Raw genomic sequence first — 22,491 nt, forward strand, 5'->3', positions numbered from 1 at the left:
CGCACCACCGTCGGCTCGCCGCCGCGGGTCGCTGATGACCCGCGTTCACGACCGGCGTCGCGGAGGCCCCAGGGTCTCTCCGCCCGGGCCTTCCGGGGGGCCCGGCTCGGGTGGGCTGTTCATCCCGGTCTCCGCGAGCCGCCGCTCCAGGCGGGCGATCGCCGTTCTGATGCCGTCGCCGTAGCCGTCGTCGCCGAGCGCGTCGGCCGTGCCGCGCGCCCGGCTCAGATGGGAGCGAGCGGCCTCGCAGCGGCCCAGCTTCACATAGTCCGCGGCCAGGTTCAGATGCAGGGAGGGGAAGAACGCGCGGACGGCGAGCACCCCGTCGTCTCCGGCGAGGCGCTCGTGACTGAGTTCCTCGGCGGCCGACAGCGCTCTGAGGTCCCAGGCCAGCTCGTCCGTCGGGTCGTCCTGGGTGTCCGCCATGTAGTGCGCCACCGTGCAGCGGTGCAGCGGGTCGCCGTCCTCGCCGATCTCGGCCCACAGGCCCAGGAAGCGGTCCCGGGCCTCCTCGCGGTCGCCGCCGTGGTGCAGCATGACGACCTGACCGATCCGGCCCATCACGGCGTCCCGCGCCGCCTGCCCCTGTCGCTCCGCCACCGCGTCCTCCACGCTCGTCGCCCGTCACCACGACGCTAGCCGCCCCCGCCGACAATCACGCTCAGGCGGCTCCGCAGGACGCTGGGCCAAGCCGGTGACGACCCGGGACGACCGGTGGCCGGGCAGGTCCGGACCGGGTTCCGGCCCGCCCCGCGCCCCTCACTTCAGGTTGGGGATCGTCCAGTCGATCGGCTCATGTCCCTGCCGGGCCACCGCCTCGTTGATCTGCGTGAAGGGGCGCGATCCGAAGAACTTCTTCGCCGACAGCGGCGAGGGGTGCGCGCCCTTGACGACGACATGCCGGGTCTCGTCGATGAGGGGGAGCTTCTTCTGCGCGTAGTTGCCCCACAGCACGAAGACGGCCGGATCGGGTCGGCCGGCCACCGCGCGGATCACCGCGTCCGTGAACTTCTCCCAGCCTCGGCCCTTGTGCGAGTTCGCCTCACCGGCACGCACTGTGAGCACCGCGTTCAGCAGCAGCACGCCCTGCTCGGCCCACGGCATCAGATAGCCGTTGTCCGGGATCGGGGTGTCCAGCTCCTGGTGCATCTCCTTGTAGATGTTCCGCAGCGAGGGCGGGGTCTTCACCCCGGGACGCACGGAGAAGCAGAGGCCGTGTCCCTGGCCCTCGCCGTGGTACGGGTCCTGACCGAGGACGAGCACCTTCACCTTGTCGTACGGCGTGGCGTCGAGCGCGGCGAAGACCTCCTCGCGCGGAGGATAGACGGGACCCTTGGCGCGCTCCTCCTCGACGAACTCCGTCAGCTCCTTGAAGTAGGGCTGCTGCAACTCGTCGCCCAGAACGCCCCGCCAGGACTCCGGCAGCATGGCGATGTCGGTCACGTCAACTTCCTCCGATGTGCGGTCACTTCCAGGTCAAGAACCTACAGGCGACCACTGACAACCCGCGCCCGAACCCCGCCCGGGGCCCGGTCTACCAGCTGGTTTTGCGGGACAGCTCCCACATCAGCATGATCGTCGACGGGTCCAGGGCCTGCTCCCCGCCGGAGATGTCCTCGTTGGCCGCGACGAACTGCTTGCCCTGCCACAGCGGCAGCAGCCGGGCGTCGTCGACGAGGATCTGCTGCGCCTGCTGGAACTCCTCGACCACCTTCGCACGGTCGCTCTCGCGCCGGGACTCGGGCAGCAGCACTCCGGTGATCTTCGGCGCCGGGTAGGGCGTACCCAGCGCGTTCTGCTCGCCCACGAAGGGAGCGATGAAGTTCTCGGCGTCGGGGAAGTCGGGGAACCAGCCGCGCCCGAACCCCGGGTACTCGCCCTTGCGGTAGCCCTCCTCGTAGGTCTTCCAGGGACGGCTCTTGAGGGTGACGGTGAACAGACCCGAGCCTTCGAGCTGGCTCTTGAGCTCCTGGAACTCCGGGCCGGTCTCGGAGCCGTAGCGGTCGGTGGTGTACCAGAGGGTGAGCGGGACCTTGCCGGTGATGTGCGCGTCCGAAAGGATCTTGCGCGCCTTGGGGACACTGGGGTCCCCGTAGTCGTCGAAGAAACCCGCGGTGTGCCCGGTGAGCCCCTTGGGGACCATCGAGTACAGCGGGTCGACGGTGTCCTTGTACACCTTGTGGGCGATCGCCGGGCGGTCGACGATCTGGGCGACGGCGCGGCGCACGGCGAGTCTGCCCACCCAGGGGTCCTTGGGGTTGAACACGAGGTAGCTGATCTCGGTGCCCGCGCCCTCGATCAGCTGGAGCGACTCCTTGGAGGCCTGGTTCTGCAGGGCGACGATGTCGGGGGCGGCGAGCCCCCGGTAGGTGACGTCGATCTGCTTCTCGCGCAGCGCGGAGACCATCGCGCCCGAGTCCTGGAAGTAGCGGATGGTGACCGCGTCGTTGTGGAGCTCGGCGTACCCCTTGTAGCGGGTGTTGCGGACGAGCTCGGCCTGCTTGCCCTCCCGGTACGCCTTGAGGCTGTAGGGGCCGGAGCCGAGGACCTTGCCGTCCTTGCGCAGCGAGCCGGCCGGGTAGGCGTCGGGGTCGACGATCGACATGGCGGGGGTGGCCAGCACGAAGGGGAACGTGGCGTCGGGCTTGTTGAGGTGGAAGACGATCTCCCGGTCGCCGCGCGTGGTGATGTTGTCGAGGCTGCCCAGCAGGCCCGCGGGGCCGCCCGCCACGTTGATCGTGCGGATCCGGTCGATGGAGTACTTCACGGCACGCGCGTCCAGCGCTCTTCCGTCGGAGAACGTCATGCCCTTGTGCAGCACACAGTGGTAGACGCGGTTCGTCGCGTCGGTGAAGGCGCAGAAGTCCGCGGCGTCGGGCTGGGGCACCGACGCACCGGTCGGATAGCTCAGCAGGGTCTGGTAGATGTTGCGGAACAGCTCCCAGGAGCCGTCCCAGGACGCGGCGGGGTCGAGTGTGCTGGGGGCGCTGGTGGTGCCGACGACGATCGGCGCCTTGTCGTCGGAGGAACCCGAGGAGAGCGCGCCGCAGCCGGCCACCAGGGATATGGACGCGATCGCCGCCAGCGGACGCAGACAACGGTTCGGGTTGAACACGCGCACACTCCTCGATCAGCCGTTCCACGGGTTGGCGGCAGACCCTACCGCAGCCTCCGGCCGCCCGGACCGAGTTCGCGAAGTGCTTGTGATCAGCGCGTATATGACGACGTTGTCATCCGTCTGAGTGTCTCGTATACGTCGACACGGGCGCCCTTTCTGTCCACGGGCGCCCGTGTCGACGGCTCACCTCATCAGACTCCGGCGTTCAGGAACATGCCGCCGTCGACGACGAGCGTCTGACCGGTGATCCAGTCGGACTGGTCCGACGTCAGGAACGCGGCGGTGCCACCGATGTCCGAGGGCACGCCGAGCCGGCGGAGCGGATAGGCCGCGGCGGCCTCCTCCTCCCGGCCCTCGTACAGGGCCTGCGCGAACTTCGTCTTCACCACGGCCGGGGCGATGGCGTTGACCCGCACCAGAGGCGCGTACTCGTGCGCGAGCTGCATGGTCAGGTTGATCATGGCGGCCTTGCTGATGCCGTAGGCGCCTATGAACGGCGAGGCGGACAGACCGGCCACCGAGGCGATGTTGACGATCGCGCCGCCGTTCTCCTTCTGCCAGGCGTGCCAGGTCCGCTGGGCGAAGCCGAGCGCCGAGACGACATTGGTCTCGAACACCTTGCGCGCCACGTTGAGGTCGAGGTCGGCGATCGGGCCGAAGACCGGGTTCGTCCCGGCGTTGTTGACCAGGAAGTCGACCCGGCCGAAGGCTTCCATGGTGCGGTCCACTGCGGCGGCCTGGTGGCTTTCGTCGTGGGCCTTGCCGGCGACACCGATGACGCGGTCGGCGCCGAGCTTCTCGACGGCCTCCTTGAGGGCGTCCTCGTTGCGGCCGGTGATGCAGACCCGGTCGCCGCGGGCGACCAGCGCCTCGGCGACGCCGTAGCCGATGCCGCGGCTGGCACCCGTGACGAGGGCGACCTTGCCGGAGAGTTCGGGCAGTTCCGTCATGTTCGTGTTCTCCTCGGACCTAGTCGAGCGGCCCGCCGGCCACGTACAGCACCTGGCCGGAGACGAATCCGGCCGCCTCGCCCGTGAAGAAGGCGATCGCGTTGGCGATGTCCTCGGGCTCGCCGACGCGCTGCACGGGGATCTGGGTGGCGGCCACGGCCTTGAAGTCGTCGAAGCCCATGCCGACCCGGTCGGCGGTGGCCTTGGTCATCTCGGTGGCGATGAAGCCGGGGGCGACGGCGTTGGCGGTGATGCCGAACTTGCCCAGTTCCTTGGCCAGGGTCTTGGTGAAGCCCTGCAGACCGGCCTTGGCGGCGGAGTAGTTCACCTGGCCGCGGTTGCCGAGCGCGGAGGACGAGGAGAGGTTCACGATCCGGCCGAAGTTCGCGTCGACCATGTGCTTCTGGCAGGCCCGCGACATCAGGAAGGCGCCGCGCAGGTGCACGTTCATGACGGTGTCCCAGTCCGAGACGCTCATCTTGAACAGCAGGTTGTCGCGGAGCACACCCGCGTTGTTGACGAGGATCGTCGGCGCGCCCAGCTCCTCGGCGATGCGGGCCACCGCCGCCTCGACCTGTGCCTCGTCCGAGACGTCGCAGCCGACGGCGACGGCCTTGCCGCCCGCGGCGGTGATCTTCTCGACGGTGTCCTTGCACGCGGCCTCGTCGAGGTCGATCACCGCGACCGCACGGCCCTCGGCGGCCAGCCGTACGGCGGTGGCCGCGCCGACGCCGCGCGCACCGCCGGTCACGACGGCGACCCGCTGCTCAGTGGTGGACATTGCTGGTTCTCCTCGCCCTTGGAAAGCCCTAAACACCTTCGGAACGTCTGCGGCTCCCGCGGTGCGCCCGATGGGTGAGCGACCGCTTAGTACCTTCAGTAGACGTGACGCTAGAAGCCCTGGCACCCGGTGTCAACGGCACACCGGGTGCGTGTGATCCATTACCTCACCAGGAGGTCGAGCAACCGCTCGGTCTCGGCCGCCGGGTCGGTGGTCAGTCCGGTGTGCACCGGTCCGGGCTGGACGACCGTCGAGCGGGGCGCGATCAGCCAGCGGAAGCGCCGTCCGGCGTCGTCGCGCGCCGCCTGCCCGGCCGACGCGCCCCCCGCGCACACGTTCTCGACGGCGCTCAGCGCGGCCCGCACGCCCGCCACGTTCGCCTCGGGGTCGAGGGCCCGCAAGCGGGCCTCGTCGAGGTGGGTGCGGGCGCCGACGTAGGCCTTGGCGCGGCAGTAGACGAGCACGCCCGCGTTGATGCACTCCCCGCGCTCGACCCGCGGTACGACCCGGAGCAGGGCGTACTCGAAGACCTCCCGGTCGCTCACCCGGCTGCTGACGATGTGGCGCTCGGTCACCGCGCCTCCTCGATTCCGTTGATGCGTTCGTGGACGACGGGGGCGCGGGCGATCAGCGGCCGTGCGTACGCGCGGCGCAGCGCGTCCGGGGTGTCGAAGCCGGGCTCGCCGGTCAGCCACGCGTCCGGGATCTCGGCGGTCACCTCGGCCAGCAGTTCCTCGGTGACCAGAGGCGCGAGTGCGGCGGCCGCGCCCGCGACATCGGGTGCGAAGGGGAGCAGGGCGTGGTCGGAGGCGTCGTAGGGCCGCGCGGCGGAGGTCTCGGCGCCGGGCCAGTTGTGGTGCCAGATCATGGTGGCGCCGTGGTCGATGAGCCACAGGTCGCCGTTCCACATCAGCAGGTTGGGGTTGCGCCAGGAGCGGTCGACGTTGCCCACCAGCGCGTCGAACCAGACGATCCGCCCGGCCTCCTCGGGACCGATCTCGAACGCGAGCGGGTCGTAGCCGATCGCACCGCTGAGGAAGTCCATCCCGAGATTGAGCCCGCCGCTCGCCTTGAGGAGTTCCTGCACTTCCTGGTCGGGTTCGCCGAGCCCCAGGACGGGATCGAGATCGACCGTCACCAGCGGGGGCACCCGGAAGCCCAGCCGGCGGGCGAGTTCGCCGCAGACGACCTCGGCGACCAGGGTCTTACGGCCCTGGCCCGCGCCGCTGAACTTCATGACGTAGATCCCGCGGTCGTCGCCCTCGACGAGCCCCGGCAGCGAGCCGCCCTCACGCAGGGGCGTGATGTAGCGAGTCGCGGTGACCCCCCTCAGCATCTTCCGGGGCCCTGCAGCTCGTTCGTCTTACGTTCCACGGTCAACTCCCAAGGGACACAAGCACGCCCCTTACGTCCGGCCTCCGGCATGAAGTGAGCATAGTAACCGAGCGTGACAGCCGACGAGGTCCGGCCATGTGCTCCCGGCGCGCGCTGTAGAGGGGGCGACGCGCTCCCGGCTGCCCAGGGACCCGGTGGGGCCGGCCGGGTTCTGACGTGGCTGGGCCGCGGCCGCTCCGCGTCGGCGCCGCGCCCGGAGACCGGAGCCGACATCCGCTACGGCCACTGCGGCGGGCACATGGTCACGACAACGTGCCGGCCGCGTGCTCCGGCCTGGCGTGGCGCCTGTGCGGCCTGCCGTGCAGGACGAAGTCCGCCCGGGCCGTCACCCCGGTCTGGAGCAGCGTCCGGTGCACCATCGCGTGCCGGCCGTACGCCGAGACCACGATGCTGAGGTAGCCCTCGGCCGCTCACCAAGCTCGGCGCGACGAGTGGGGCACTCTGGGCGCGGTCCTGCACGTGAACCGCATCCCCTACGAGGAACCCGGCGCCCACTGATCGGGGGCCTGGGGCCCCGCTCCGAACGCCGACCCACCCCACCGACCGGGCCCGCCGCACAGCGCCCTGGGTGAGGCGGTCTCTCGCACGTCGCGTCCCTCTGACAGCGGAACGACAGCCGTGTCTTACGCCCGCCTGATCTCGGAGCGGTCAAGATCTCGGCACCATCTGAACAGCGACTGACCGCAGGCCGTACCACCCGACGAACAAGGGAAAATCCGTGGAAGGGAACGTCAGCATGACCAGCGAATCGCTCCAGCCCGTCTCGGCACCGGCCCGCCGCACGGTCGTTGCGGCGGTCGGCGCGACGGGACTCGCCGTCGCGCTGACCGCGTGCGGAGGCTCCAACGACAACTCCTCCAGCTCCACCGGCTCACAGAACGACAGCACGGCCGGCAGCACCAGCACGGCGGGCGGCGGCAGCACGGGCGGCGGTGGCGCCGTGAGCGGCTCCGGCGGCAAGGTGCTGGCCAAGACCTCCGACATCCCTGAGGGCGGCGGCAAGGTCTTCGCCGACCAGGGTGTGGTGGTCACCCAGCCGTCCGCGGGCACGTTCAAGGCGTTCTCGTCCAAGTGCACCCACCAGGGCTGCGCTGTGAAGGACATCGCCGACGGCGTGATCACCTGCCCCTGTCACAACAGCCAGTTCTCCGCGACCGACGGCAGTGTCAAGAAGGGTCCGGCGACCCAGCCGCTGCCCGCCGCGAAGATCTCGGTGTCCGGGGACGAGATCACGCTCGCCTGAACGCACCCGCTCAGGGCCGTGGGGCCCGGTGCCGTGGCGCAAGACAGGCCAGTACCTCGTCCGTGGTCGCGACCGTGGCGACCAATGCGAGGGTGTTGCGGATCATCGCGGGAGTGTAGTCGGGGGGCACTCCCGCGATGGCGTCCGCGGGCACGACCGCGGTGTAGCCGTGGTTGACGGCGTCGAAGACGGTGTTGGGGATCGCCACGTTGGCGGAGACTCCGGTGACGATCAGGGTGCGACAGCCCAGGTTGCGCAGCAGCGCGTCGACCTCGGTGCCCGCGAGGGGCGACAGGCCGTGCAGTCGGCGTACGACGAAGTCCTCCTCCGTCACCTCGATGGGTGCGGCGACGCGGACCGCCGTGGAGCCCGACAGCTGCTGCACCGGAAGCCGCTCGGCCGCGTGGAAGAGGCGCGCGTTGCGGTTGGCGCCCCGGCCGTCGGGACGGCGTTCGGCGATCGCGTGGATCACCTGGACCCCACCCTGGTGCGCGGCCGCGACCAGCCGGGCCACGTTGGCGAGCGCGCCCGAGGAGCGAGCCTGCCGGGCGAGTTCGGGCAGCGCGCTGTCCGGTCCCACGACACCCTGCTGGCACTCGACGGTCATCAGCACCGTGGTGCGCGGCTCGAGGAGTTCGCTGAGCTGTTCGTACGACGGCACGGCTCCCCTTGTCGTCGATGGCCGGACGGGCGAGCGTAGCGACTGCCGGGGGCGGGTGGAAGGCGAACGGGCAGACGTACGACGGAGAAGCGCGGGCGTACGACGGGCGAAGGAGGACACACGACGGACACGGCCAGACGTACCACAACAGCGGACGGCGCAGGACGACCGTTGCGGGCGGGCGCAGAACGCTCCATTCTTTTCTGACGTGATGTCAGAGGATCTCTCTGGCACGACGTGGGAGAAGAAGAGGGGGAACCGGATGGCGGAGACTCAGCGCCGAGGCCGGAAGATCATGATGTCGCCCGGCGAGCTGGACGCGTTCCTCGCCACCCAGCGCACCTGCCGGGTCGCGACCGTCTCGGCCGACGGCTCCCCGCATGTCAGCGCCCTGTGGTTCGCCTGGGACGGCACCTCGCTGTGGCTGTACTCCGTGGTGCGCAGCAAGCGCTGGGCCGATCTGCGCCGCGATCCGCGGGTGGCCATCGTCGTGGACACGGGCGAGGAGTACGAGCAGCTGCGCGGCGCCGAGCTGTCCGGCACGATCGAGTTCGTGGGCGAGAGCCCTCGCACCGGGGAGCTGTGCGCCGAACTCGACCTGCCGGAGACGTTGTTCGCACGCAAGAACTTCGGCTTGGACGAGATGCCGTACGACGGCCGCCACGCCTGGCTGCGGCTGACCCCGACGAAGATCGTCTCCTGGGACTTCCGCAAGCTGGGTCAGATGTAGTCCGTCGGCGGCCTGTCAGCCGGCCGCCACGGCCTGCCCCGCCGCCCGGAGCGCCTCCACCGCCGCCCGGATCGACGGGCGGCGGTCGGCGTCGGCGCGCCAGACCACGTAGACATGCCGGCGCACCTGCTGCCGCAGCGGCACGGTCACCACGCCGGCCGGCATCGGATCGCGCCCCAGCAGGGGGGCGATGCACACGCCGAGCCCGGCGGCCACCAGGCCCAGCTGGGTGTGGGTCTCGGCGGCCCGGTGTCCGATGCGGGGTTCGACGCCCCTGGAGCGCAGGGTGAAGACGAGCCACTCGTGGCAGAACTCGCCCTCGCCCCAGGTGATCCACTCGTCGTCGGCGAACTCCCCGAGATCGGCGTCCGGCCGGTCGGCGAGCCGGTGTCCCAGGGGCACCGCCACATCGGCCGGATCGTCCAGGATCGCCGCCTTGACGAGGCCGTCCGGCAGCGGCATCGGCTTGTTGTACCAGTCGAGGACGACCGCCAGGTCGAGGTCGCCGCGCACCACACCGGCGACCCCGGCCTCCGGCTCCAGCTCGCACGAACGCAGACGCAGAGCGGGGTGGTCCGACCGCAGTGCGGCGAGCGCCGTCGGGAAGAGCCCGCGTGCCGCGGTGGGGAAGGCCGACAGACGCAGCTCGCCGGCCACCTGCCCGCGCTGTGCCTCCAGATCGGCCTGGGCCAGCTCCACCTGTGACAGGATGCGCGCCGCATGGTCGGCGAGGAGCCGGCCCGCGTCCGTGAGCCGCACGCCCCGGCCGTTCTTGGCCAGGAGCTGCTGACCCACCTCGCGTTCCAGCTTGGCCATCTGCTGGGAGACGGCCGAGGTCGTCACATGCAGTCCCTCGGCCGCGCCGCTGACCGAGCCGTGCCGGGCGAGGGCGTCGAGGGTGCGGAGGCGCTCAAGGCTCAACATGTAAGCGATCCTACGAGATATCCCGTGCGAAATCTCAATTGTGCTACGAGGTCGGCTGCGTCATGGTTACGGTCATGAGCACCGTCGCCACCCAACGAGCCACCATCGACACCCCCGTCGCCCCACGCCGCCGGACCGCCCTCGACTGGCGGCTCCGTTTCGGCGTCCTGTCGCTGATCTGGGGCTTCAGCTTCCTCTTCATCAAGGTCGGCACGCAGGCGTACGCCCCGTTCCAGGTCACCCTCGGCCGCCTGGTGTTCGGGACGGCGGTGCTCGCCGCCGCGATGGCCGTCAAGCGCGAACGCCTGCCGCGCGGCGTCCGCACCTGGGGCCATCTCACCGTCGCGGCGTTCCTGCTCAACGCACTGCCGTTCTCGCTCTTCGCGTACTCGGAGCTGACGATCCCGTCCACGCTCGCCGGGATCTGCAACGCCACGTCACCTCTGTGGGGCATGGTCCTGTCGCTGGTCGCGCTCTCGGAGGACCGGCCGACGCGGCGCCGGGTCGCGGGGCTCGGCCTCGGCTTCCTGGGCGTGCTCACGGTTCTCGGCGCCTGGCAGGGCTTCCACGGCCTGGACATGACGGGCATGGCGATGGCCCTGCTCGCCTCGCTCAGCTACCCCATCGGCTGGATCCATGTGCGCCGCACCCTGGCCGGCACCGGCCACTCCCATCTGTCCCTGACCGGCGCCCAGCTGTTCCTCGCCACCGTGCAACTGGCCGTGGTCACACCGCTGTTCACGACCCTGCCGAGCCGCTTCCCACTGCTCCCGCTGCTCGCGGTCGCGGCCCTCGGCGCGCTGGGCACGGGACTCGCCGTGCTGCTCCAGTACGGTCTGGTCGCGGAGGTCGGGCCCACCACGGCCCAGATGGTCACGTACTTCATCCCCGTTATCGCCACCGCCGCGGGAGTGGCGATCCTGGGCGAGTCGCTGACCTGGTCCACCCCGGTCGGCGCGGTGATCGTGCTGGCGGGCGCGGCACTGACCCAGTCCCGGAGCAGGCCCGGCGCCCGCGACCGGAAGTAGCGACCGAGGCCTCGGCCTCAGGCCCGGTCGACGGCTTCCCGGACTCCGGCGTCCGTGGGCTCGCTCCGGGGCGCGTCCTCGCGGCGCGGGAGCAGCAGCGGGGTGGCCAGAAGGAGGACTCCGGCGGCCGCGAGCGCGGTACGGGGGCCGGTGAGGGCGGCGAGCAGGCCCCACAGGGCGGTGAGGGCCGCGATGGAGGTGCTGCTGCTGACCGCCCACGCGGACAGGGTGCGGGCGACCCGGTCGGGGGCGGTGTGGTCGAGCCGATAGGTGGCCAGCAGGGGGTTGTACACGCCGCAGCAGGTCACCAGGCCCAGTTGGACGACGATGACGAGCACGATCCCGGGGACGCCGGGCCGGACGAAGGCCGGCCCGAGGGACCAGCAGGCGCGCAGCACTCCGCTGGCGAACAGCACCTGATGCCGCCCGAACCGCGCCGCGAGCGGCCGCGCGAGGCGTGAGCCGACGAGGCCACCGACACAGGGGGCCGCGAACGCGAGGGTGTACTGCCAGGGCGCGAACCCGAGGCGGCCCAGCATCAGGACGGCGAGCAACGGCTCGGAGGCCATGATCAGGCCGTTGACGACGATCGTGTTGAAGAACAGCGGGCGCAGCCCGGGATGGGTGAGAATGTGGCGCCATCCCTCCAGCAGGTCGGCCGCCCGCATGCGCGCCGCACCGCTTCGCGCGGGGCGCGGCTCGCTCCCGCCCACGGCACGGATGCCCAGGGCCGAGAGCAGATGGCTGACCGCGTCGGCCAGCACGGTGATCACCGGGCCGAACATCCCGATCGCGGCCCCGCCGAGGGGTGGTCCGAGCACCGTCGCGGTCCATGTCGTGGACTCGAACCGGCTGTTCGCGACGAGCAGGTGCTCCGGCGGTACGAGCGTCTTCAGGTACGCGCCGCCGGCCGCCCTGAAGGCGATGTCGGCCGCGGCGACGAGGACGGAGACGACGAGGAGTTGTGCGAAGCCGAGCCGGCCGAACGCGTACGCGACGGGGACGCTGGCCAGCGCCGCGAACCGCGCCAGGTCCATCGTCATCATGACCGGCCGCTTGCGGCGGAACTCCACCCACGGACCCAGCGGCACCGCCAGTACGGCTCCCACGGCCCGCCCCGCGGCGGCCAGCGCCGCCACCTGAGCCGGGCCGCAGTGCAGCACAAGGACCGCGATCAGGGGAAACGCTCCGAACCCGAGTCCGGTGCCGTACGCGCTGACCGCGTACGCCGCCCACAGCCAGCCGAACCGCCGGCCCAGCGCCCGTCCGCCCGTCATACCCCACGCACCCCGCCACCGACCCCGGCAACCGCACCCTGACCACCGGTATCAAAGCGAGTGACGGACGGCCGGATCAAACAACCGATGGACCGGCACGTCACAACCATCGGTTGTGTCATCACCATGCGCGGCGTGGATCTCGACGCTGTGCGCACCTTCGTGGCCGCCGCGGACGCGGGGCGGTTCCAGGACGCCGCGGCCGAGTCGTCGATCACGCAGCAGACCGTCTCCAAACGCGTCGCCACCCTGGAGCAGGCCCTCGGCGTGCGGCTGTTCACACGCACGGCGCGTGGAGCGGCAGCTCACCATCGACGGCGACCGGAAAGGTTCACCGGCTCGGGACGCCCGGCGCTGCACCTCGCCGCGGGCTTTGTGGCAAACCTTCCCGGCACCAGCACTAGACGTAGCTGCGGGCGGGACCCGGGCCGAGGGCGGCGGCGACCGCGTCCGCCAGCGGTCCGGTCTCCTCCTCGGCCAGCGCCGAGACACTGATCCGGATGCCGGGCGGCGCGCTCATCCGGAAGCGGGCGCCGGGCGCGACGGACCAGCCCGCGTGCAGCAGCCGCGCGACCGCACCGGTCTCGTCCCGCACCGGAACCCACACGTTCATCCCGCTGACCCCGTGGGCCACGACACCGCGTGCCGCCAGCGCGTCGATCAGTCCGTCGCGACGCCTTCCGTACGCGGCCGCCACCGCCCGCGCGTCCACCGCGCCGTCGGCCCACAGTCGCACCAGGGCGCGCTGCAGGATCCGGCTCACCCATCCGGGCCCCAGCCGCTGCCGCCCCCGGACCCGGTCCACGGTGACGCTGTCGCCGGTGAGCACGGCGAGCCGCAGATCAGGGCCGTACGCCTTGGCGGCCGAGCGCACGAAGGCCCAGTGCCGGGTGACCCCGGCCAGCGGATGGAGGGGCACGTCGACGATCCCGTGGCCGTGGTCGTCCTCGATCAGCAGGGTCCCGGGGTGGTCGCGCAGCACCGATCGCAGGGCACGCGCGCGTGCGGCGCTGATCGCGGCACCGGTCGGGTTCTGCGCCCGGTCCGTGACGATCAGCGCCCGCGCCCCGGCGCCCAGGGCGTCGCGCAGGCCGTCCGGGAGCGGCCCTTCGTCGTCGACGGGGACCGGGGCCGTGCGCAGCCCGAGGGCCGGAACGAGGTCGAGGGTCCTGCCCCAGCCCGGGTCCTCGACCGCGACCGTGTCCCCCGGTCTCAGATGGGCCGCGAGGACCCGCTCGACGGCGTCCAGCGATCCTGAGACCACGGCGAGCGGCCCGTCCGGCACCCCGTCGGCGTCCAGGGCGGCCCGTGCTAGACGGGCCAGTTCCGGTTCCACCGCGACATCGCCGTACAGCACCGGGGCGCGGTCGCTCTCGGCCCCGGCGGCCGCGAACGCCTGCGCCAGCGGGGGCAGCAGCGCGGGGTCCGGATTCCCGCTCGACACGTCGCGCACCCCCTCGGGCACGTCCACACGGATGTGGTCCCGGCCCGTCGTGGCCGGCGCCGAGCGCACCCGGCTGCCCCGCCGCCCGGCGGTCTCGATGACCCCGCGCTCCCGCAGCACGCGATACGCGGCGGCGACGGTGTTGGGGTTCACACCCAGCTCGCCCGCCAACTCCCTCAGCGGGGGGAGCAGTTGCCCCGGTTCCAGGTCTCCGGAACCCACCGCACGCTCGACGCTCGCCGCAATCTCTGCTGCGCGTCGCCCCTCGATCCGATACCCTCCTAGCACAAAGAAGATTATGCACTAGTTCAATCAGGAGCACAAATGCGAGGGACCCAGCAGCCGACGTCGCCACCCGCCGCCTACACGCCGACCGACCGCACCGTGCCCACGCGCTCCCCGCAACGGGCGTCGTACGACAAGGACCTGGTCCACGCGATACTCGACGAGGGCTATGTCTGCCACCTCGGCTTCGTCCGCGACGGCGCGCCGGTCGTCCTGCCCACGCTGTACGGCCGGGTCGGCGAGCGGCTCTACGTCCATGGCTCGACGGGTTCGCGTCCGATGCGGATGTCCGACGCGTCCGACCCCGGGCTCGCGGTCTGTCTCACGGTGACGCACGTGGACGGTCTGGTCCTGGCGCGCTCGGCCTTCCACCACTCGATCAACTACCGGTCCGTGGTGGTGCACGGCATCGCCCACCAGGTCACCGACCCGGCGGAGCGGCAGACCGCCCTGGACGCGCTGGTCGACCAGGTGGTGCCGGGCCGCTCGCGCGACTCCCGTCCCGCCAGCAAGAAGGAGCTGGCCGCCACGGCCGTGATCCGCCTCGACCTGGACGAGGTCTCCGCCAAGGTGCGCACCGGCGGGGTGAGCGACGAGCCCGAGGATCTCGCCCTCCCCCACTGGGCAGGGGTGATCCCGGTCCGCAAGGAGTACGGCGCCCCGCAGGCCGACGCCGACCTGTCTCCCGGCATCGCGCTGCCGGACTACCTCGGGGGCCTGTGATGCTGATCCATCCCTGGGACGCGCCCCATGACGACGCCGAGTGGCAGCGCTGGCTGGCCGAGCACGACTTCGGGCAGCTCGCCGTCAACGGGCTGCCGGGCGAGCCGCCGTACGTCCAGCCGCTCCACTTCGCCTACGACGCGGAGCGCGCCGAGGCCGTGGGCCACCTGGCACGGCCGAACCGGCTCTGGGCGGCCCTGGAGGCGAACCCCGACGTGCTGCTGAGCGTGGTCGACGACTATGTGTACGTTCCGGGCCCCTGGCTGGCGGCCCCCGACGTCCCGTCCGAACACGGCGTGCCCACCAGCTTCTACGCGGCGGTCCAGCTCCGCTGCACGGCCCGCATCGTGGACGATCCGGCCGAGAAGGCGGAGCTGCTGCGCCGTCAGCTCGGCCACTTCCAGCCGAAGGGCGGTTCGGCCCGCCCGGCGGCGGGCGAGGCCCCGTACGGCCGTATGCTGCCCGGCATCCGCGGACTGCTGCTCGAAGTCAGCGACGTCCGGGCCAAGTTCAAGTGCGCCGGGAACAAGGCGGACCAGGTGCGGGACCGGATCGAGGCCCGGCTGGCGGAGCGGGGCGGCCCCGGGGACGCGGCGGCCCGCGAGCACCTGCTGCGCAGACGGCGGGCGTGAGGGGCCCGGGTGCGGGGCCGTCACCGGCACCCGCACCCGCACGCCGACCGGTTCCGTCACACGAGGACCGGCTCCTCCCTCGGCGCCCGCGCCCCACGTGCCTCGGTCACGGCGAGACCCGCGACCGAGCCGAGCATCAGCGCGGTGCCGACGGCGGTCGCCGCCGTGAGCCGCTCACCCAGCAGGGCGACGGCGAGCACCGCCGCGCTGACCGGTTCGAGCAGCATCACGACGGACACGGTGGCGGACCGTACGACGGCCGCGCCCGCGAAGTAGAGGGCGTAGGCCAGGGCCGTGGGCACCGCGGCGACGTACGCCATCAGCCACCCGAGGCGCAGCGGTTCGGCGGTGTGCGGCAACAGCCCCTCGGCCAGGGCGAACGGCAGCAGGATCAGGGTGGTGACCGCGAACGCCGACACGGTGGTGCCGGACCCGTCGCCCGCGCCGTCGCGGCCCCACCGGCGGGTGAGCAGGGTCATGACCGAGTAGCCGGCCGCCGACACCACGGCGAGCAGCACGCCCCACGGGCGCACGGTCGCACCCCCGTTGCCGAGGACGAGCACCCCGAGCCCGGCGAGTGCTCCGACGACGGCGGTCGCCCCGCCTCGGCCGAGCCGCTCCCCCAGCGTGAGGTGGGCGCCGAGCGCGATGAGCACGGGACCGGCGCCGAGGGTGACGACGGTGGCCACCGCGAGTCCGGTGGCCGAGACCGCCGCGAAGTAGGCGGTCTGGAAGACGGCGAGCCCGAGGCCGGTCGCCCCTGCCCGCAACGCCCGGCGCCCCGGCGGTTCCGGTGTGGCGGTGCGGGCGCGCGGGCGCAGCGGACGGGCGGCGAGCAGCAGGACGAGCCCGGCCGCGCAGCGCCAGAAGGAGAGGGCGACGGGCCCCATGTCGCTGGTCCGGTAGACCAGGGAGGCGGCCGCGCCCGCGGTGCCCCAGGCGACACCGGCGACGATCAGATAGAGCAGGCCTCGCCCGACGGGCAGGCCGGAGACGGCATTCGGCATGTTGTGGTCTCCGCAGATACGCAGAAGTTCGGAAAGGCCCGCGAGCATCGGGGCCGTGGACTTCTTCTGCGGGCAGCACCGTTCCGCCCGGCGGTGTGCCGGGCGTGGATTCCGGGGGCCCGCCCTCAGGCGGCCGGGGGCGGAAGAACGAGTGCGTCCGAATGCATGGGCGACACCTTAGGCAGCCGTGCCACGGACGGACAAATCTCTTTCCGTGCCGCTGCTCGCGACCGGTTCCGGCGAGCCCTTCGTGGGCGCCGAGGACTGGGCGATGAACGCGCCCACCAGGACGACCGCCCCACCGGCCAGTTGTGGTGCCGAGAGGTGCTCGCCGAGCAGCACCCAGGCCAGCACGGTGGCGATCACCGCTTCCAGGCAGGCCACGACACCGGCCACCTGGGGGGAGAGCCTGCGCACGGACAGCACACCGGTGACATAGGCGAGGACCGTCGCGATCAGCACGATCCAGGCCAGCAGCAGCACGGCCGGGACCGGGGTGCCGTTCATGTCCGCGCTGCCGGCGAGGACGGACCAGTCCATGGTCCACGGGCGGGCGACGACCGTCAGTACGGCGGCCCCGACGAGCAGTCCGTACGCGATGACGCCGAGCGGGTCCGGGGCCCCCTCGCCCGCCTCGGTGCCCAGGTCGGCCAGGACGAAGTAGCCGACCTGGCAGCATGCGGCGCCGAGCGCGAGCAGCACACCGACGGGGTCGAAGCTCAGCCCCGACCACACCTCCACGACACAGGCGAGTCCGCCGACCGCGAGGACCACGCCGACCGCCGCGGCGCGCGTGACGGGCCGCCGTTGCACGAGGCGCACCCAGCCGAGCACGAGCGCGGGCGCGAGGTACTCGATGAGCAGGGCGACGCCGACGGGTATTCGGGAGAGGGCGGCGAAGTAGCAGGCCTGGACGCCGGCCACGGCGAGCAGCCCGAAACCGGCGAGCAGTGCGGGGCGCGCGCGCAGCAGCGCGCGGTGGCGTACGGCGAGCGGGAGCACCACGAGCGCGGCGCCCGTGACCCGCAGCCACACCACATGGAGCGGGTCGAGGCCCGCCTCGATCAGCGGCTTCGCCGCGACACCGGACCCGCCGAAGGCGAGTGCCGACGCAAGGGCGAGCCCGAGGCCGGCGCCCCGGTCACGGCCGCCCCGAGTCCCCTGAGACGTGTGCATCGGCACATGATGACAGGCGTCGACATGAGCGTCACCCCGGGTAGCACCTGTCTCAGAGGCTGGACGCGGCACCCGCTTCGGCGGCGGACTCGGCCCCGCCTCATGGGACCCGAGGGCTGGATGGCGCCGTTCAAGCGCCGGCTGCCGGAGCCTCCGGCAGCGGACCCGCGCCGGGCGGCACCCGCGGCGACGGGAGCATCGTCGACCACACCCCGTCCCCGCCCCGGGCCTCCTCCGCACCCAGGGGCCCGGCGGCGTCGTCCTCCGGCGTCGTCCCCGCCTCGATCCGGGCCCGAAGGCTCGTCACGTCGACGCCCGCGCGGCCGAGAACCTCGACGGCCCGTGACTCGGGGTCCGTCAGGATCGCCGCGAGCAGATCCAGCCCCCGTGCGCGTGCGGCGCCACGCCGGACCGCGCGGCCGTAGGCCGCGGTCAGGGCGCTCGCCGCCGCCGGCGACCAGCGCTCGGGTTCGCCGAGCGCCGGCAGGGCGCCGGAGTCCTCGACCGTGCTCTGCCAGCGCAGCCCGTAGCCGATGGCCCGCTGGACCAGATAGCCGAGCAGCCGTGCGACCTGGGGACCCTCGAAGACAGCTCCTACCTCGGCGTCGGACTCCAGGAGCGTGTGCAGCAGATGCGCCGTGTCGGTCTGCCGGTCACCGTCGCGCACCGCCCTTCTGCGGGCACCCGCGACCACCGCTGCCAGCTCGGCCGTGAGCCTGGCATCGAGGTGTGTGCGGTGCTCGCCGGACTCGGCGGCCGACCGCTGGGAATGACGGGGTGGCACATCCCCTACCCCATCAGCCCCGGCGGCCCGGGGCATCCCCGGTGGGCAGCATCTTCGCATCCGACACAGGTTGGGGATGCGTGACCGGGTTCTCCTCCTTACGGATGAGATCGTGCCGTTTCCCCTGATGAACCGCGCGCCGCCTTGCCGGGACCGCCGTGCGAGCCGCCCCCGCACTTCCTGACAATCCATCAGTATTGAATGTTCGGGAGGCCCCGGCTACCTTCCGCGACACCGTAGCTGCACCCGACGCAGCAGCCGACACCAAGGGGTGGTCGTATGGCCGAAGTCAGCGCGGAAGCACATGTCGGGGCGCCCGCCGAGAAGGTGTGGACCCGGCTGACCGACTGGTCGTCGTACGGCGAGTGGAACGCGACCCACACCAGCTTCCCCGGCGGCGGCCCGGAGACCCTGGAAGTGGGCGGGACCTTCGAGGAGAACATGAAGCTCATGGGCTTCCCGGCCGAGGTCGTCTGGACCGTCGAGGAACTGGTGCCCGGCCGTGTGCTCGCCATCCGCGGCAAGGGCCCGATGGCCGTGACCGTCGCCACGCGCTACACGCTGACACCGGACGCCGACGGCACCTCGGTGCGCATCGACGGGGAGTTCACCGGCGCGGCGGTCTCCCTCATGGCGGGCAAGCTGAAGGACTCGGCGACGGCGGCACTGAACGAGTCGCTGCGCCGCCTCGGGTCGCTGGTGCACTGAGGGGACGGACGCGAAGACGCCCGGCGGTGGTGTGCCGCCGGGCGCCCGCGGGCCGCAGTCAGTCCTCGTCGGCGAGGATCAGGTACAGCTTCTTGCGGGCCTCGTTGATGACCGTGAGAGCCTTCTCGCGCTGCTCCTTGCTGCCGGCCTTCCAGACCTGGCCGAACGCCTCCATCAGACCGAAGCCGGCCTGCCGGATCTCGTGCAGCGCCTCCCAGTCGACACCGCGCGAGGCCTCCTCCCAAGGAGCCTCCGGGCCCTCCTCGGCCGCGGCGCGACCTGCCTCGGTGAGTGCGAAGAGTTTCTTGCCGCCCTCGCTCTCGCTGATGATCAGCCCCTCGTCCTCCAGCAGCTGGAGGGTGGGGTAGACCGAGCCGGGGCTGGGCTTCCACGTCCCGCCGCTGCGCTCGGCGATCTCCTGGATCATCTCGTAGCCGTGCATGGGCCGGTCCTTGAGCAGGGCCAGGATCGAGGCCCGTACATCACCGCGCCGCGCCCTGCCGCGCGGTCCGCCCCGGCCACGCCCGCCCCAGGGGCCGCCCGGTCCGAAGAAACCGGGTCCGCCGAATCCGGGGCCGCCAGGGCCGCCGTGACCGCCCGGCCCGAAGGGCCCGAAGGCCGCGCGCCGCATGTCGAAACCACCCCGGGCGCGATGAGCGGGGCCGCCTCGGTGTCCGTGACGCTCGAATCCGAAGTCCTCCTCGTGGGAACGCATCGCCATCACTCCATCCATCGTTGATCTGTCGCGATACCTCAACGATATATCGGAAGTACTCGCATGACAAGACCCTTGGGCACGGCGCCACAGGCTCGGGCCGCGGCGTCGCAGGACACCCGAGAAGGCGTCGGGGGATGCCTGAGAAGGCGTCGCAGGATGACGCCGGAAAAAGTCGCAGACGTCGCCCGCGTGTCTCGTACCATCGGCCTGCACCGATCCGTCGAGCACCAAGGACTTCGTGAGTCACACAGATCTCCACGCCAAGGCCCCCTCTCTCGCGGCCGGCATGGCCGCCGCCGATCACAGCCCCGGCATTCAGCTGACCCAGACCCGTCACCGCGCCGCACTCGTGGCGAGCTGGCAGATCGCGCCCGGCTCGACCGTCCTCGAACTGGGCTGCGGCCAGGGCGACATGACCGCCGTCCTCGCAGAGGCCGTCGGACCCGAGGGCGGCGTGGTGGCCGTCGACGTGGCCGACCCCTCCTACGGGGCGCCGGTCACGCTCGGGGAGTCGGCGGCCCGGCTCGCGGCGGGCCCGCTCGGGCCGCGCATCGACTTCCGGTTCGCCACCGACGTCCTCGACCCCTCCGTCGACTTCCCCGCCGGCACCTTTGACCATGTGGTGCTCGCCCACTGCTCCTGGTACTTCGCCTCGCTCGGAGAACTGCGGGACACCCTGGCCCGGGCACGGTCGTGGGCGCGGCGACTGTGGTTCACCGAGTGGGACTTGACGCCTGCCTCCGACGACCAGCTGGCGCACCTCCTCGCCGTACTGATCCAGGGGCAGATCGAGGCCGCGGGATCGCGTGGCCAGGGCAACGTCCGCACGCCCTTCTCCCGTGAGGCGCTGCTGCGGCTCCTGCCCGAGGCCGGATGGACGGCCGACGGCGGCGCGTCGGTCGACACCGAAGAGCTGCAGGACGGCGACTGGGAGGTCGCGGCCTGTCTCGCCCTGGCCGGGACGGTGGAACGACTGGCCCTGCTGCCCGAGCCGGTGCGACAGCTCGTCCTGAGCCAGGCCGACGTTCTCCGCGCCGTCGCCAGGCCGCGCGGCAACCGAGCGCTCGGCGCGTATTCGGTCACCGCGCACTGACCCACCGCCCCGGCGGCCGCTCCCCGTGCAGGGAGACCGGCCGGGCTTCGGCGAGACGGGACACTCGGGTCCAGTCACTCGGCATTGGCCTTGGCCCGGCCCGTCCGGCGGGGTCTAACGTCGGCCCATGCGGATTCGAATCGTCGACGCCTTCACCGACCGCCCCTTCACCGGCAATCCGGCCGGTGTCCTGCTCCTCGACGCGTTCCCCGAGGACGACTGGCTCCAGAGCGTGGCCCGCGAGGTGAACCACGCCGAGACCGCCTTCGCCCACCGGCTGCCCGACGGCGGCGAGGCCGACTGGGCGCTGCGCTGGTTCACGCCCGCCACCGAGGTCGCCCTGTGCGGCCACGCGACCCTCGCCACCGCCCATGTGCTGCACACCACGGGCGCCCACGAGGGCCCCGTGCGCTTCGCCACCCGCAGCGGAGTACTGAGCGCCGAGCCGCACGAGGACGGCTCGATCACCCTGGACTTCCCCACCGCACCGCTCACCCGCGCCGAGGTCCCCGAGGGTCTCGCCGACGCTCTCGGCGCCGAGCCCCTCACCGCGTTCGACACCGGCCCGGCCATCGGCGACCTGATCGTCGAGCTCGCCGACGAGAAGTCCGTGCTCGATCTCGCCCCCGACCCCAGGACGCTCGGCCGCCACTCCTCGCGAGGCGTCATCGCGACCGCCCGCGCCGAGGATCCCTCCCGGGGATACGACTTCGTCTCACGCTGCTTCTTCCCGAACGTCGGCATCGACGAGGACCCCGTCACCGGCAGCGCCCACACCGCCCTGGCCCCCTACTGGTCCGAGCGCCTCGGCCGACCGGACCTCGTCGGCCTGCAGGCCTCGCCCCGCTCGGGCCGCGTCCGCACCGCACTGCGCGGTGACCGCACCCTGCTCACGGGCCGTGCGGTCACCGTCATCGAGGGCGAGCTGCTCGGCTGACGCCGGTCCTCGCCCCTCATGCCGTGGGCAGCCAGCCCACCTTCCCCGCCAGCAGCGCGTATCCGACGAACGCCCCGATGTCGAGCAGCGAGTGCGCAACCACCAGGGGGCCCACCCGCCCCCAGCGCCGGTACAGCCAGACGAAGACCACGCCCATCGCCATGTTGCCGAGGAAGCCGCCGACGCCCTGGTAAAGGTGGTAGGAGCCGCGCAGCACCGCACTGGCCACCATGGCCGTCCCGGGGCTCCAGCCCACCTGGCCGAGCCGGCGCAGCAGATAGCCGACGACGATGACCTCTTCCAGGACCGCGTTCTGCACCGCCGACAGCACCAGGACCGGAAACTTCCACCACACGTCGGGCAGGGCCTCCGGGACCACCGTGAGGTTGGCGCCGAAGCCCCGGGCGGCCAGATAGAACGCGATACCGGTGGAACCGATCACCGCGGCGATCGACGCCCCGCGCCCGAGGTCCGGCCACGGCCGTGAGCGGTCGAGGCCGAGCGTGCGCAGCGACGACCCCTCGCGCAGCAGGAGGTGCGCGACAAGGGCGACCGGCACGAGCGCCGTCGCGATCCCGAAGAGCTGCCAGGCGAGATCGAGCCAGGGGCGGCCGGGCGCGGCCGAGGCGTTCATGGTGGCCGCCTGGTCCTTGAGGCCCCCTGGCTTGGTGACCGAGCCGACAAAGCTGATCAGCGCGGACACTCCGCTCGCACCGAGCGACAACGCCAGCACCAGCAGCGTCTCGTCACGGAGAACCCGTCGCGTCGGCTGCTCCGCCGGAAAAGAATCGGCCACCGACCCTGCCTCCACCTGCACTCCCGCCTCCTGTTGTGCCATGAGCGATCCCGCCGCGTCCCATCTTCGCCCCGTCAGGGT

At 72.0% G+C, this 22,491-nt stretch carries 25 protein-coding genes and 1 pseudogene; 9 read left to right on the forward strand and 17 right to left on the reverse strand.

The window, feature by feature from the left end:
- Positions 1-45 precede the first annotated feature (45 nt).
- The 8 genes from ACFY2Z_RS19920 to ACFY2Z_RS19955 all read right to left on the reverse strand — a co-directional run bounded on the left by ACFY2Z_RS19920 (position 46) and on the right by ACFY2Z_RS19955 (position 6,630).
- A complete protein-coding gene (locus ACFY2Z_RS19920) occupies positions 46-600 on the reverse strand; it encodes a hypothetical protein (RefSeq protein WP_390745427.1) in 555 nt (184 codons plus the stop codon).
- Between the two features lie 159 nt (positions 601-759).
- Complete coding sequence (gene ung, locus ACFY2Z_RS19925) at positions 760-1,443, reverse strand: uracil-DNA glycosylase (protein WP_390745428.1); 684 nt, start codon at positions 1,441-1,443, stop codon at positions 760-762.
- Between the two features lie 91 nt (positions 1,444-1,534).
- Positions 1,535-3,121, reverse strand: a complete 1,587-nt coding sequence (locus tag ACFY2Z_RS19930) for an ABC transporter substrate-binding protein (RefSeq protein WP_390745429.1) — start codon at positions 3,119-3,121, stop codon at positions 1,535-1,537.
- Positions 3,122-3,309: 188 nt separating this feature from the next.
- Positions 3,310-4,068 (reverse strand): SDR family oxidoreductase, encoded by a 759-nt coding sequence (locus ACFY2Z_RS19935; protein WP_311699640.1) that lies wholly within the window; start codon positions 4,066-4,068, stop codon positions 3,310-3,312.
- Positions 4,069-4,087: 19 nt separating this feature from the next.
- Positions 4,088-4,849 (reverse strand): 3-oxoacyl-ACP reductase FabG, encoded by a 762-nt coding sequence (gene fabG, locus ACFY2Z_RS19940; protein ID WP_390745430.1) that lies wholly within the window; start codon positions 4,847-4,849, stop codon positions 4,088-4,090.
- Between the two features lie 161 nt (positions 4,850-5,010).
- Entirely contained in the window at positions 5,011-5,424 is a 414-nt protein-coding gene (locus ACFY2Z_RS19945; RefSeq protein WP_390745431.1) for a DUF3037 domain-containing protein, read from the reverse strand.
- Positions 5,421-6,185, reverse strand: coding sequence for a HipA family kinase (locus ACFY2Z_RS19950; protein WP_390745432.1), 765 nt, complete (start codon positions 6,183-6,185; stop codon positions 5,421-5,423). Before ACFY2Z_RS19950 ends, ACFY2Z_RS19945 begins: the two co-directional genes overlap by 4 nt.
- A 301-nt stretch (positions 6,186-6,486) precedes the next feature.
- The gene (locus tag ACFY2Z_RS19955) at positions 6,487-6,630 is read right to left on the reverse strand and encodes a hypothetical protein (RefSeq protein ID WP_390745433.1); all 144 of its coding nucleotides are present in this window, start codon (positions 6,628-6,630) and stop codon (positions 6,487-6,489) included.
- 350 nt (positions 6,631-6,980) lie between these two features.
- Between ACFY2Z_RS19955 and ACFY2Z_RS19960 the strand changes: the two genes are divergently transcribed.
- Positions 6,981-7,487, forward strand: a complete 507-nt coding sequence (locus tag ACFY2Z_RS19960) for a Rieske (2Fe-2S) protein (RefSeq protein ID WP_390745434.1) — start codon at positions 6,981-6,983, stop codon at positions 7,485-7,487.
- A gap of 10 nt (positions 7,488-7,497) precedes the next feature.
- On the opposite strand, the gene ACFY2Z_RS19965 is transcribed toward ACFY2Z_RS19960, so the two are convergent.
- Positions 7,498-8,148 carry a cysteine hydrolase gene (locus ACFY2Z_RS19965; protein WP_390745435.1) on the reverse strand — a complete coding sequence of 217 codons (651 nt, stop codon included), beginning with the start codon at positions 8,146-8,148 and terminating at the stop codon, positions 7,498-7,500.
- A 262-nt stretch (positions 8,149-8,410) separates the two neighbouring features.
- Between ACFY2Z_RS19965 and ACFY2Z_RS19970 the strand changes: the two genes are divergently transcribed.
- Positions 8,411-8,878 (forward strand): pyridoxamine 5'-phosphate oxidase family protein, encoded by a 468-nt coding sequence (locus ACFY2Z_RS19970; RefSeq protein ID WP_390745436.1) that lies wholly within the window; start codon positions 8,411-8,413, stop codon positions 8,876-8,878.
- A 15-nt stretch (positions 8,879-8,893) separates the two neighbouring features.
- Here the strand turns inward: ACFY2Z_RS19970 and ACFY2Z_RS19975 are convergent, their stop codons facing one another.
- Complete coding sequence (locus tag ACFY2Z_RS19975; protein ID WP_390745437.1) at positions 8,894-9,802, reverse strand: LysR substrate-binding domain-containing protein; 909 nt, start codon at positions 9,800-9,802, stop codon at positions 8,894-8,896.
- Between the two features lie 74 nt (positions 9,803-9,876).
- Here ACFY2Z_RS19975 and ACFY2Z_RS19980 point away from each other — a divergent pair, with 74 nt between their 5' ends.
- Positions 9,877-10,830, forward strand: coding sequence for a DMT family transporter (locus ACFY2Z_RS19980; RefSeq protein ID WP_390745438.1), 954 nt, complete (start codon positions 9,877-9,879; stop codon positions 10,828-10,830).
- Between the two features lie 17 nt (positions 10,831-10,847).
- On the opposite strand, the gene ACFY2Z_RS19985 is transcribed toward ACFY2Z_RS19980, so the two are convergent.
- Positions 10,848-12,107 carry an MFS transporter gene (locus tag ACFY2Z_RS19985; protein WP_390745439.1) on the reverse strand — a complete coding sequence of 420 codons (1,260 nt, stop codon included), beginning with the start codon at positions 12,105-12,107 and terminating at the stop codon, positions 10,848-10,850.
- A gap of 135 nt (positions 12,108-12,242) precedes the next feature.
- On the opposite strand from ACFY2Z_RS19985, the pseudogene ACFY2Z_RS19990 reads away from it, so the two are divergent.
- Positions 12,243-12,462 (forward strand): annotated as a pseudogene (locus ACFY2Z_RS19990) (LysR family transcriptional regulator); the annotation flags it as partial.
- A gap of 45 nt (positions 12,463-12,507) precedes the next feature.
- Here the strand turns inward: ACFY2Z_RS19990 and ACFY2Z_RS19995 are convergent.
- Complete coding sequence (locus ACFY2Z_RS19995) at positions 12,508-13,839, reverse strand: aminotransferase class I/II-fold pyridoxal phosphate-dependent enzyme (protein ID WP_390745440.1); 1,332 nt, start codon at positions 13,837-13,839, stop codon at positions 12,508-12,510.
- Between the two features lie 36 nt (positions 13,840-13,875).
- Between ACFY2Z_RS19995 and ACFY2Z_RS20000 the strand changes: the two genes are divergently transcribed.
- Together ACFY2Z_RS20000 and ACFY2Z_RS20005 are read left to right on the forward strand one after the other, a co-directional pair.
- The gene (locus ACFY2Z_RS20000) at positions 13,876-14,559 is read left to right on the forward strand and encodes a pyridoxamine 5'-phosphate oxidase family protein (RefSeq protein ID WP_390745441.1); all 684 of its coding nucleotides are present in this window, start codon (positions 13,876-13,878) and stop codon (positions 14,557-14,559) included.
- The gene (locus ACFY2Z_RS20005; RefSeq protein WP_390745442.1) at positions 14,559-15,191 is read left to right on the forward strand and encodes an FMN-binding negative transcriptional regulator; all 633 of its coding nucleotides are present in this window, start codon (positions 14,559-14,561) and stop codon (positions 15,189-15,191) included. The genes ACFY2Z_RS20000 and ACFY2Z_RS20005 overlap by 1 nt, the downstream gene beginning before the upstream one ends.
- 56 nt (positions 15,192-15,247) lie before the next feature.
- Here ACFY2Z_RS20005 and ACFY2Z_RS20010 read toward each other — a convergent pair whose 3' ends face one another.
- The 3 genes from ACFY2Z_RS20010 to ACFY2Z_RS20020 form a co-directional block, all read right to left on the reverse strand.
- Positions 15,248-16,198, reverse strand: a complete 951-nt coding sequence (locus tag ACFY2Z_RS20010) for a DMT family transporter (RefSeq protein WP_390745443.1) — start codon at positions 16,196-16,198, stop codon at positions 15,248-15,250.
- A 177-nt stretch (positions 16,199-16,375) separates the two neighbouring features.
- Complete coding sequence (locus ACFY2Z_RS20015; protein ID WP_390745444.1) at positions 16,376-17,380, reverse strand: DMT family transporter; 1,005 nt, start codon at positions 17,378-17,380, stop codon at positions 16,376-16,378.
- A 124-nt stretch (positions 17,381-17,504) separates the two neighbouring features.
- Positions 17,505-18,158, reverse strand: coding sequence for a Clp protease N-terminal domain-containing protein (locus ACFY2Z_RS20020; protein WP_390745445.1), 654 nt, complete (start codon positions 18,156-18,158; stop codon positions 17,505-17,507).
- A gap of 279 nt (positions 18,159-18,437) precedes the next feature.
- Between ACFY2Z_RS20020 and ACFY2Z_RS20025 the strand changes: the two genes are divergently transcribed.
- Complete coding sequence (locus ACFY2Z_RS20025; RefSeq protein ID WP_390745446.1) at positions 18,438-18,866, forward strand: SRPBCC family protein; 429 nt, start codon at positions 18,438-18,440, stop codon at positions 18,864-18,866.
- A 58-nt stretch (positions 18,867-18,924) separates the two neighbouring features.
- Here ACFY2Z_RS20025 and ACFY2Z_RS20030 read toward each other — a convergent pair whose 3' ends face one another.
- Positions 18,925-19,581, reverse strand: coding sequence for a PadR family transcriptional regulator (locus tag ACFY2Z_RS20030; RefSeq protein WP_390745464.1), 657 nt, complete (start codon positions 19,579-19,581; stop codon positions 18,925-18,927).
- Between the two features lie 289 nt (positions 19,582-19,870).
- Between ACFY2Z_RS20030 and ACFY2Z_RS20035 the strand changes: the two genes are divergently transcribed.
- Positions 19,871-20,677 (forward strand): methyltransferase domain-containing protein, encoded by an 807-nt coding sequence (locus ACFY2Z_RS20035; protein ID WP_390745465.1) that lies wholly within the window; start codon positions 19,871-19,873, stop codon positions 20,675-20,677.
- Between the two features lie 127 nt (positions 20,678-20,804).
- Positions 20,805-21,614: a PhzF family phenazine biosynthesis protein gene (locus tag ACFY2Z_RS20040; protein WP_390745447.1), complete on the forward strand. Its 810-nt coding sequence runs from the start codon at positions 20,805-20,807 to the stop codon at positions 21,612-21,614.
- Between the two features lie 16 nt (positions 21,615-21,630).
- Here the strand turns inward: ACFY2Z_RS20040 and ACFY2Z_RS20045 are convergent, their stop codons facing one another.
- Positions 21,631-22,452: a CPBP family intramembrane glutamic endopeptidase gene (locus ACFY2Z_RS20045; protein ID WP_390745448.1), complete on the reverse strand. Its 822-nt coding sequence runs from the start codon at positions 22,450-22,452 to the stop codon at positions 21,631-21,633.
- Between the last annotated feature and the right edge of the window lie 39 nt (positions 22,453-22,491).

Origin of the sequence: Streptomyces sp. NPDC001222, from assembly GCF_042896945.1 — a bacterium.
GTDB classification, from domain to species: domain Bacteria; phylum Actinomycetota; class Actinomycetes; order Streptomycetales; family Streptomycetaceae; genus Streptomyces; species Streptomyces gibsoniae.

Excerpts from the sequence above, each read along its gene's own strand:
- ACFY2Z_RS19935 (WP_311699640.1), bottom strand. The coding sequence starts at position 4,068 with ATGACGGAACTGCCCGAACTCTCCGGCAAGGTCGCCCTCGTCACGGGT.
- fabG (WP_390745430.1), bottom strand. The coding sequence starts at position 4,849 with ATGTCCACCACTGAGCAGCGGGTCGCCGTCGTGACCGGCGGTGCGCGC.
- ACFY2Z_RS19950 (WP_390745432.1), bottom strand. The coding sequence starts at position 6,185 with ATGCTGAGGGGGGTCACCGCGACTCGCTACATCACGCCCCTGCGTGAG.
- ACFY2Z_RS19960 (WP_390745434.1), top strand. The coding sequence starts at position 6,981 with ATGACCAGCGAATCGCTCCAGCCCGTCTCGGCACCGGCCCGCCGCACG.
- ACFY2Z_RS19970 (WP_390745436.1), top strand. The coding sequence starts at position 8,411 with ATGGCGGAGACTCAGCGCCGAGGCCGGAAGATCATGATGTCGCCCGGC.
- ACFY2Z_RS19975 (WP_390745437.1), bottom strand. The coding sequence starts at position 9,802 with ATGTTGAGCCTTGAGCGCCTCCGCACCCTCGACGCCCTCGCCCGGCAC.
- ACFY2Z_RS19980 (WP_390745438.1), top strand. The coding sequence starts at position 9,877 with ATGAGCACCGTCGCCACCCAACGAGCCACCATCGACACCCCCGTCGCC.
- ACFY2Z_RS19985 (WP_390745439.1), bottom strand. The coding sequence starts at position 12,107 with ATGACGGGCGGACGGGCGCTGGGCCGGCGGTTCGGCTGGCTGTGGGCG.
- ACFY2Z_RS20000 (WP_390745441.1), top strand. The coding sequence starts at position 13,876 with ATGCGAGGGACCCAGCAGCCGACGTCGCCACCCGCCGCCTACACGCCG.
- ACFY2Z_RS20005 (WP_390745442.1), top strand. The coding sequence starts at position 14,559 with ATGCTGATCCATCCCTGGGACGCGCCCCATGACGACGCCGAGTGGCAG.
- ACFY2Z_RS20010 (WP_390745443.1), bottom strand. The coding sequence starts at position 16,198 with ATGCCGAATGCCGTCTCCGGCCTGCCCGTCGGGCGAGGCCTGCTCTAT.
- ACFY2Z_RS20025 (WP_390745446.1), top strand. The coding sequence starts at position 18,438 with ATGGCCGAAGTCAGCGCGGAAGCACATGTCGGGGCGCCCGCCGAGAAG.
- ACFY2Z_RS20030 (WP_390745464.1), bottom strand. The coding sequence starts at position 19,581 with ATGCGTTCCCACGAGGAGGACTTCGGATTCGAGCGTCACGGACACCGA.
- ACFY2Z_RS20035 (WP_390745465.1), top strand. The coding sequence starts at position 19,871 with ATGGCCGCCGCCGATCACAGCCCCGGCATTCAGCTGACCCAGACCCGT.
- ACFY2Z_RS20040 (WP_390745447.1), top strand. The coding sequence starts at position 20,805 with ATGCGGATTCGAATCGTCGACGCCTTCACCGACCGCCCCTTCACCGGC.
- ACFY2Z_RS20045 (WP_390745448.1), bottom strand. The coding sequence starts at position 22,452 with ATGGCACAACAGGAGGCGGGAGTGCAGGTGGAGGCAGGGTCGGTGGCC.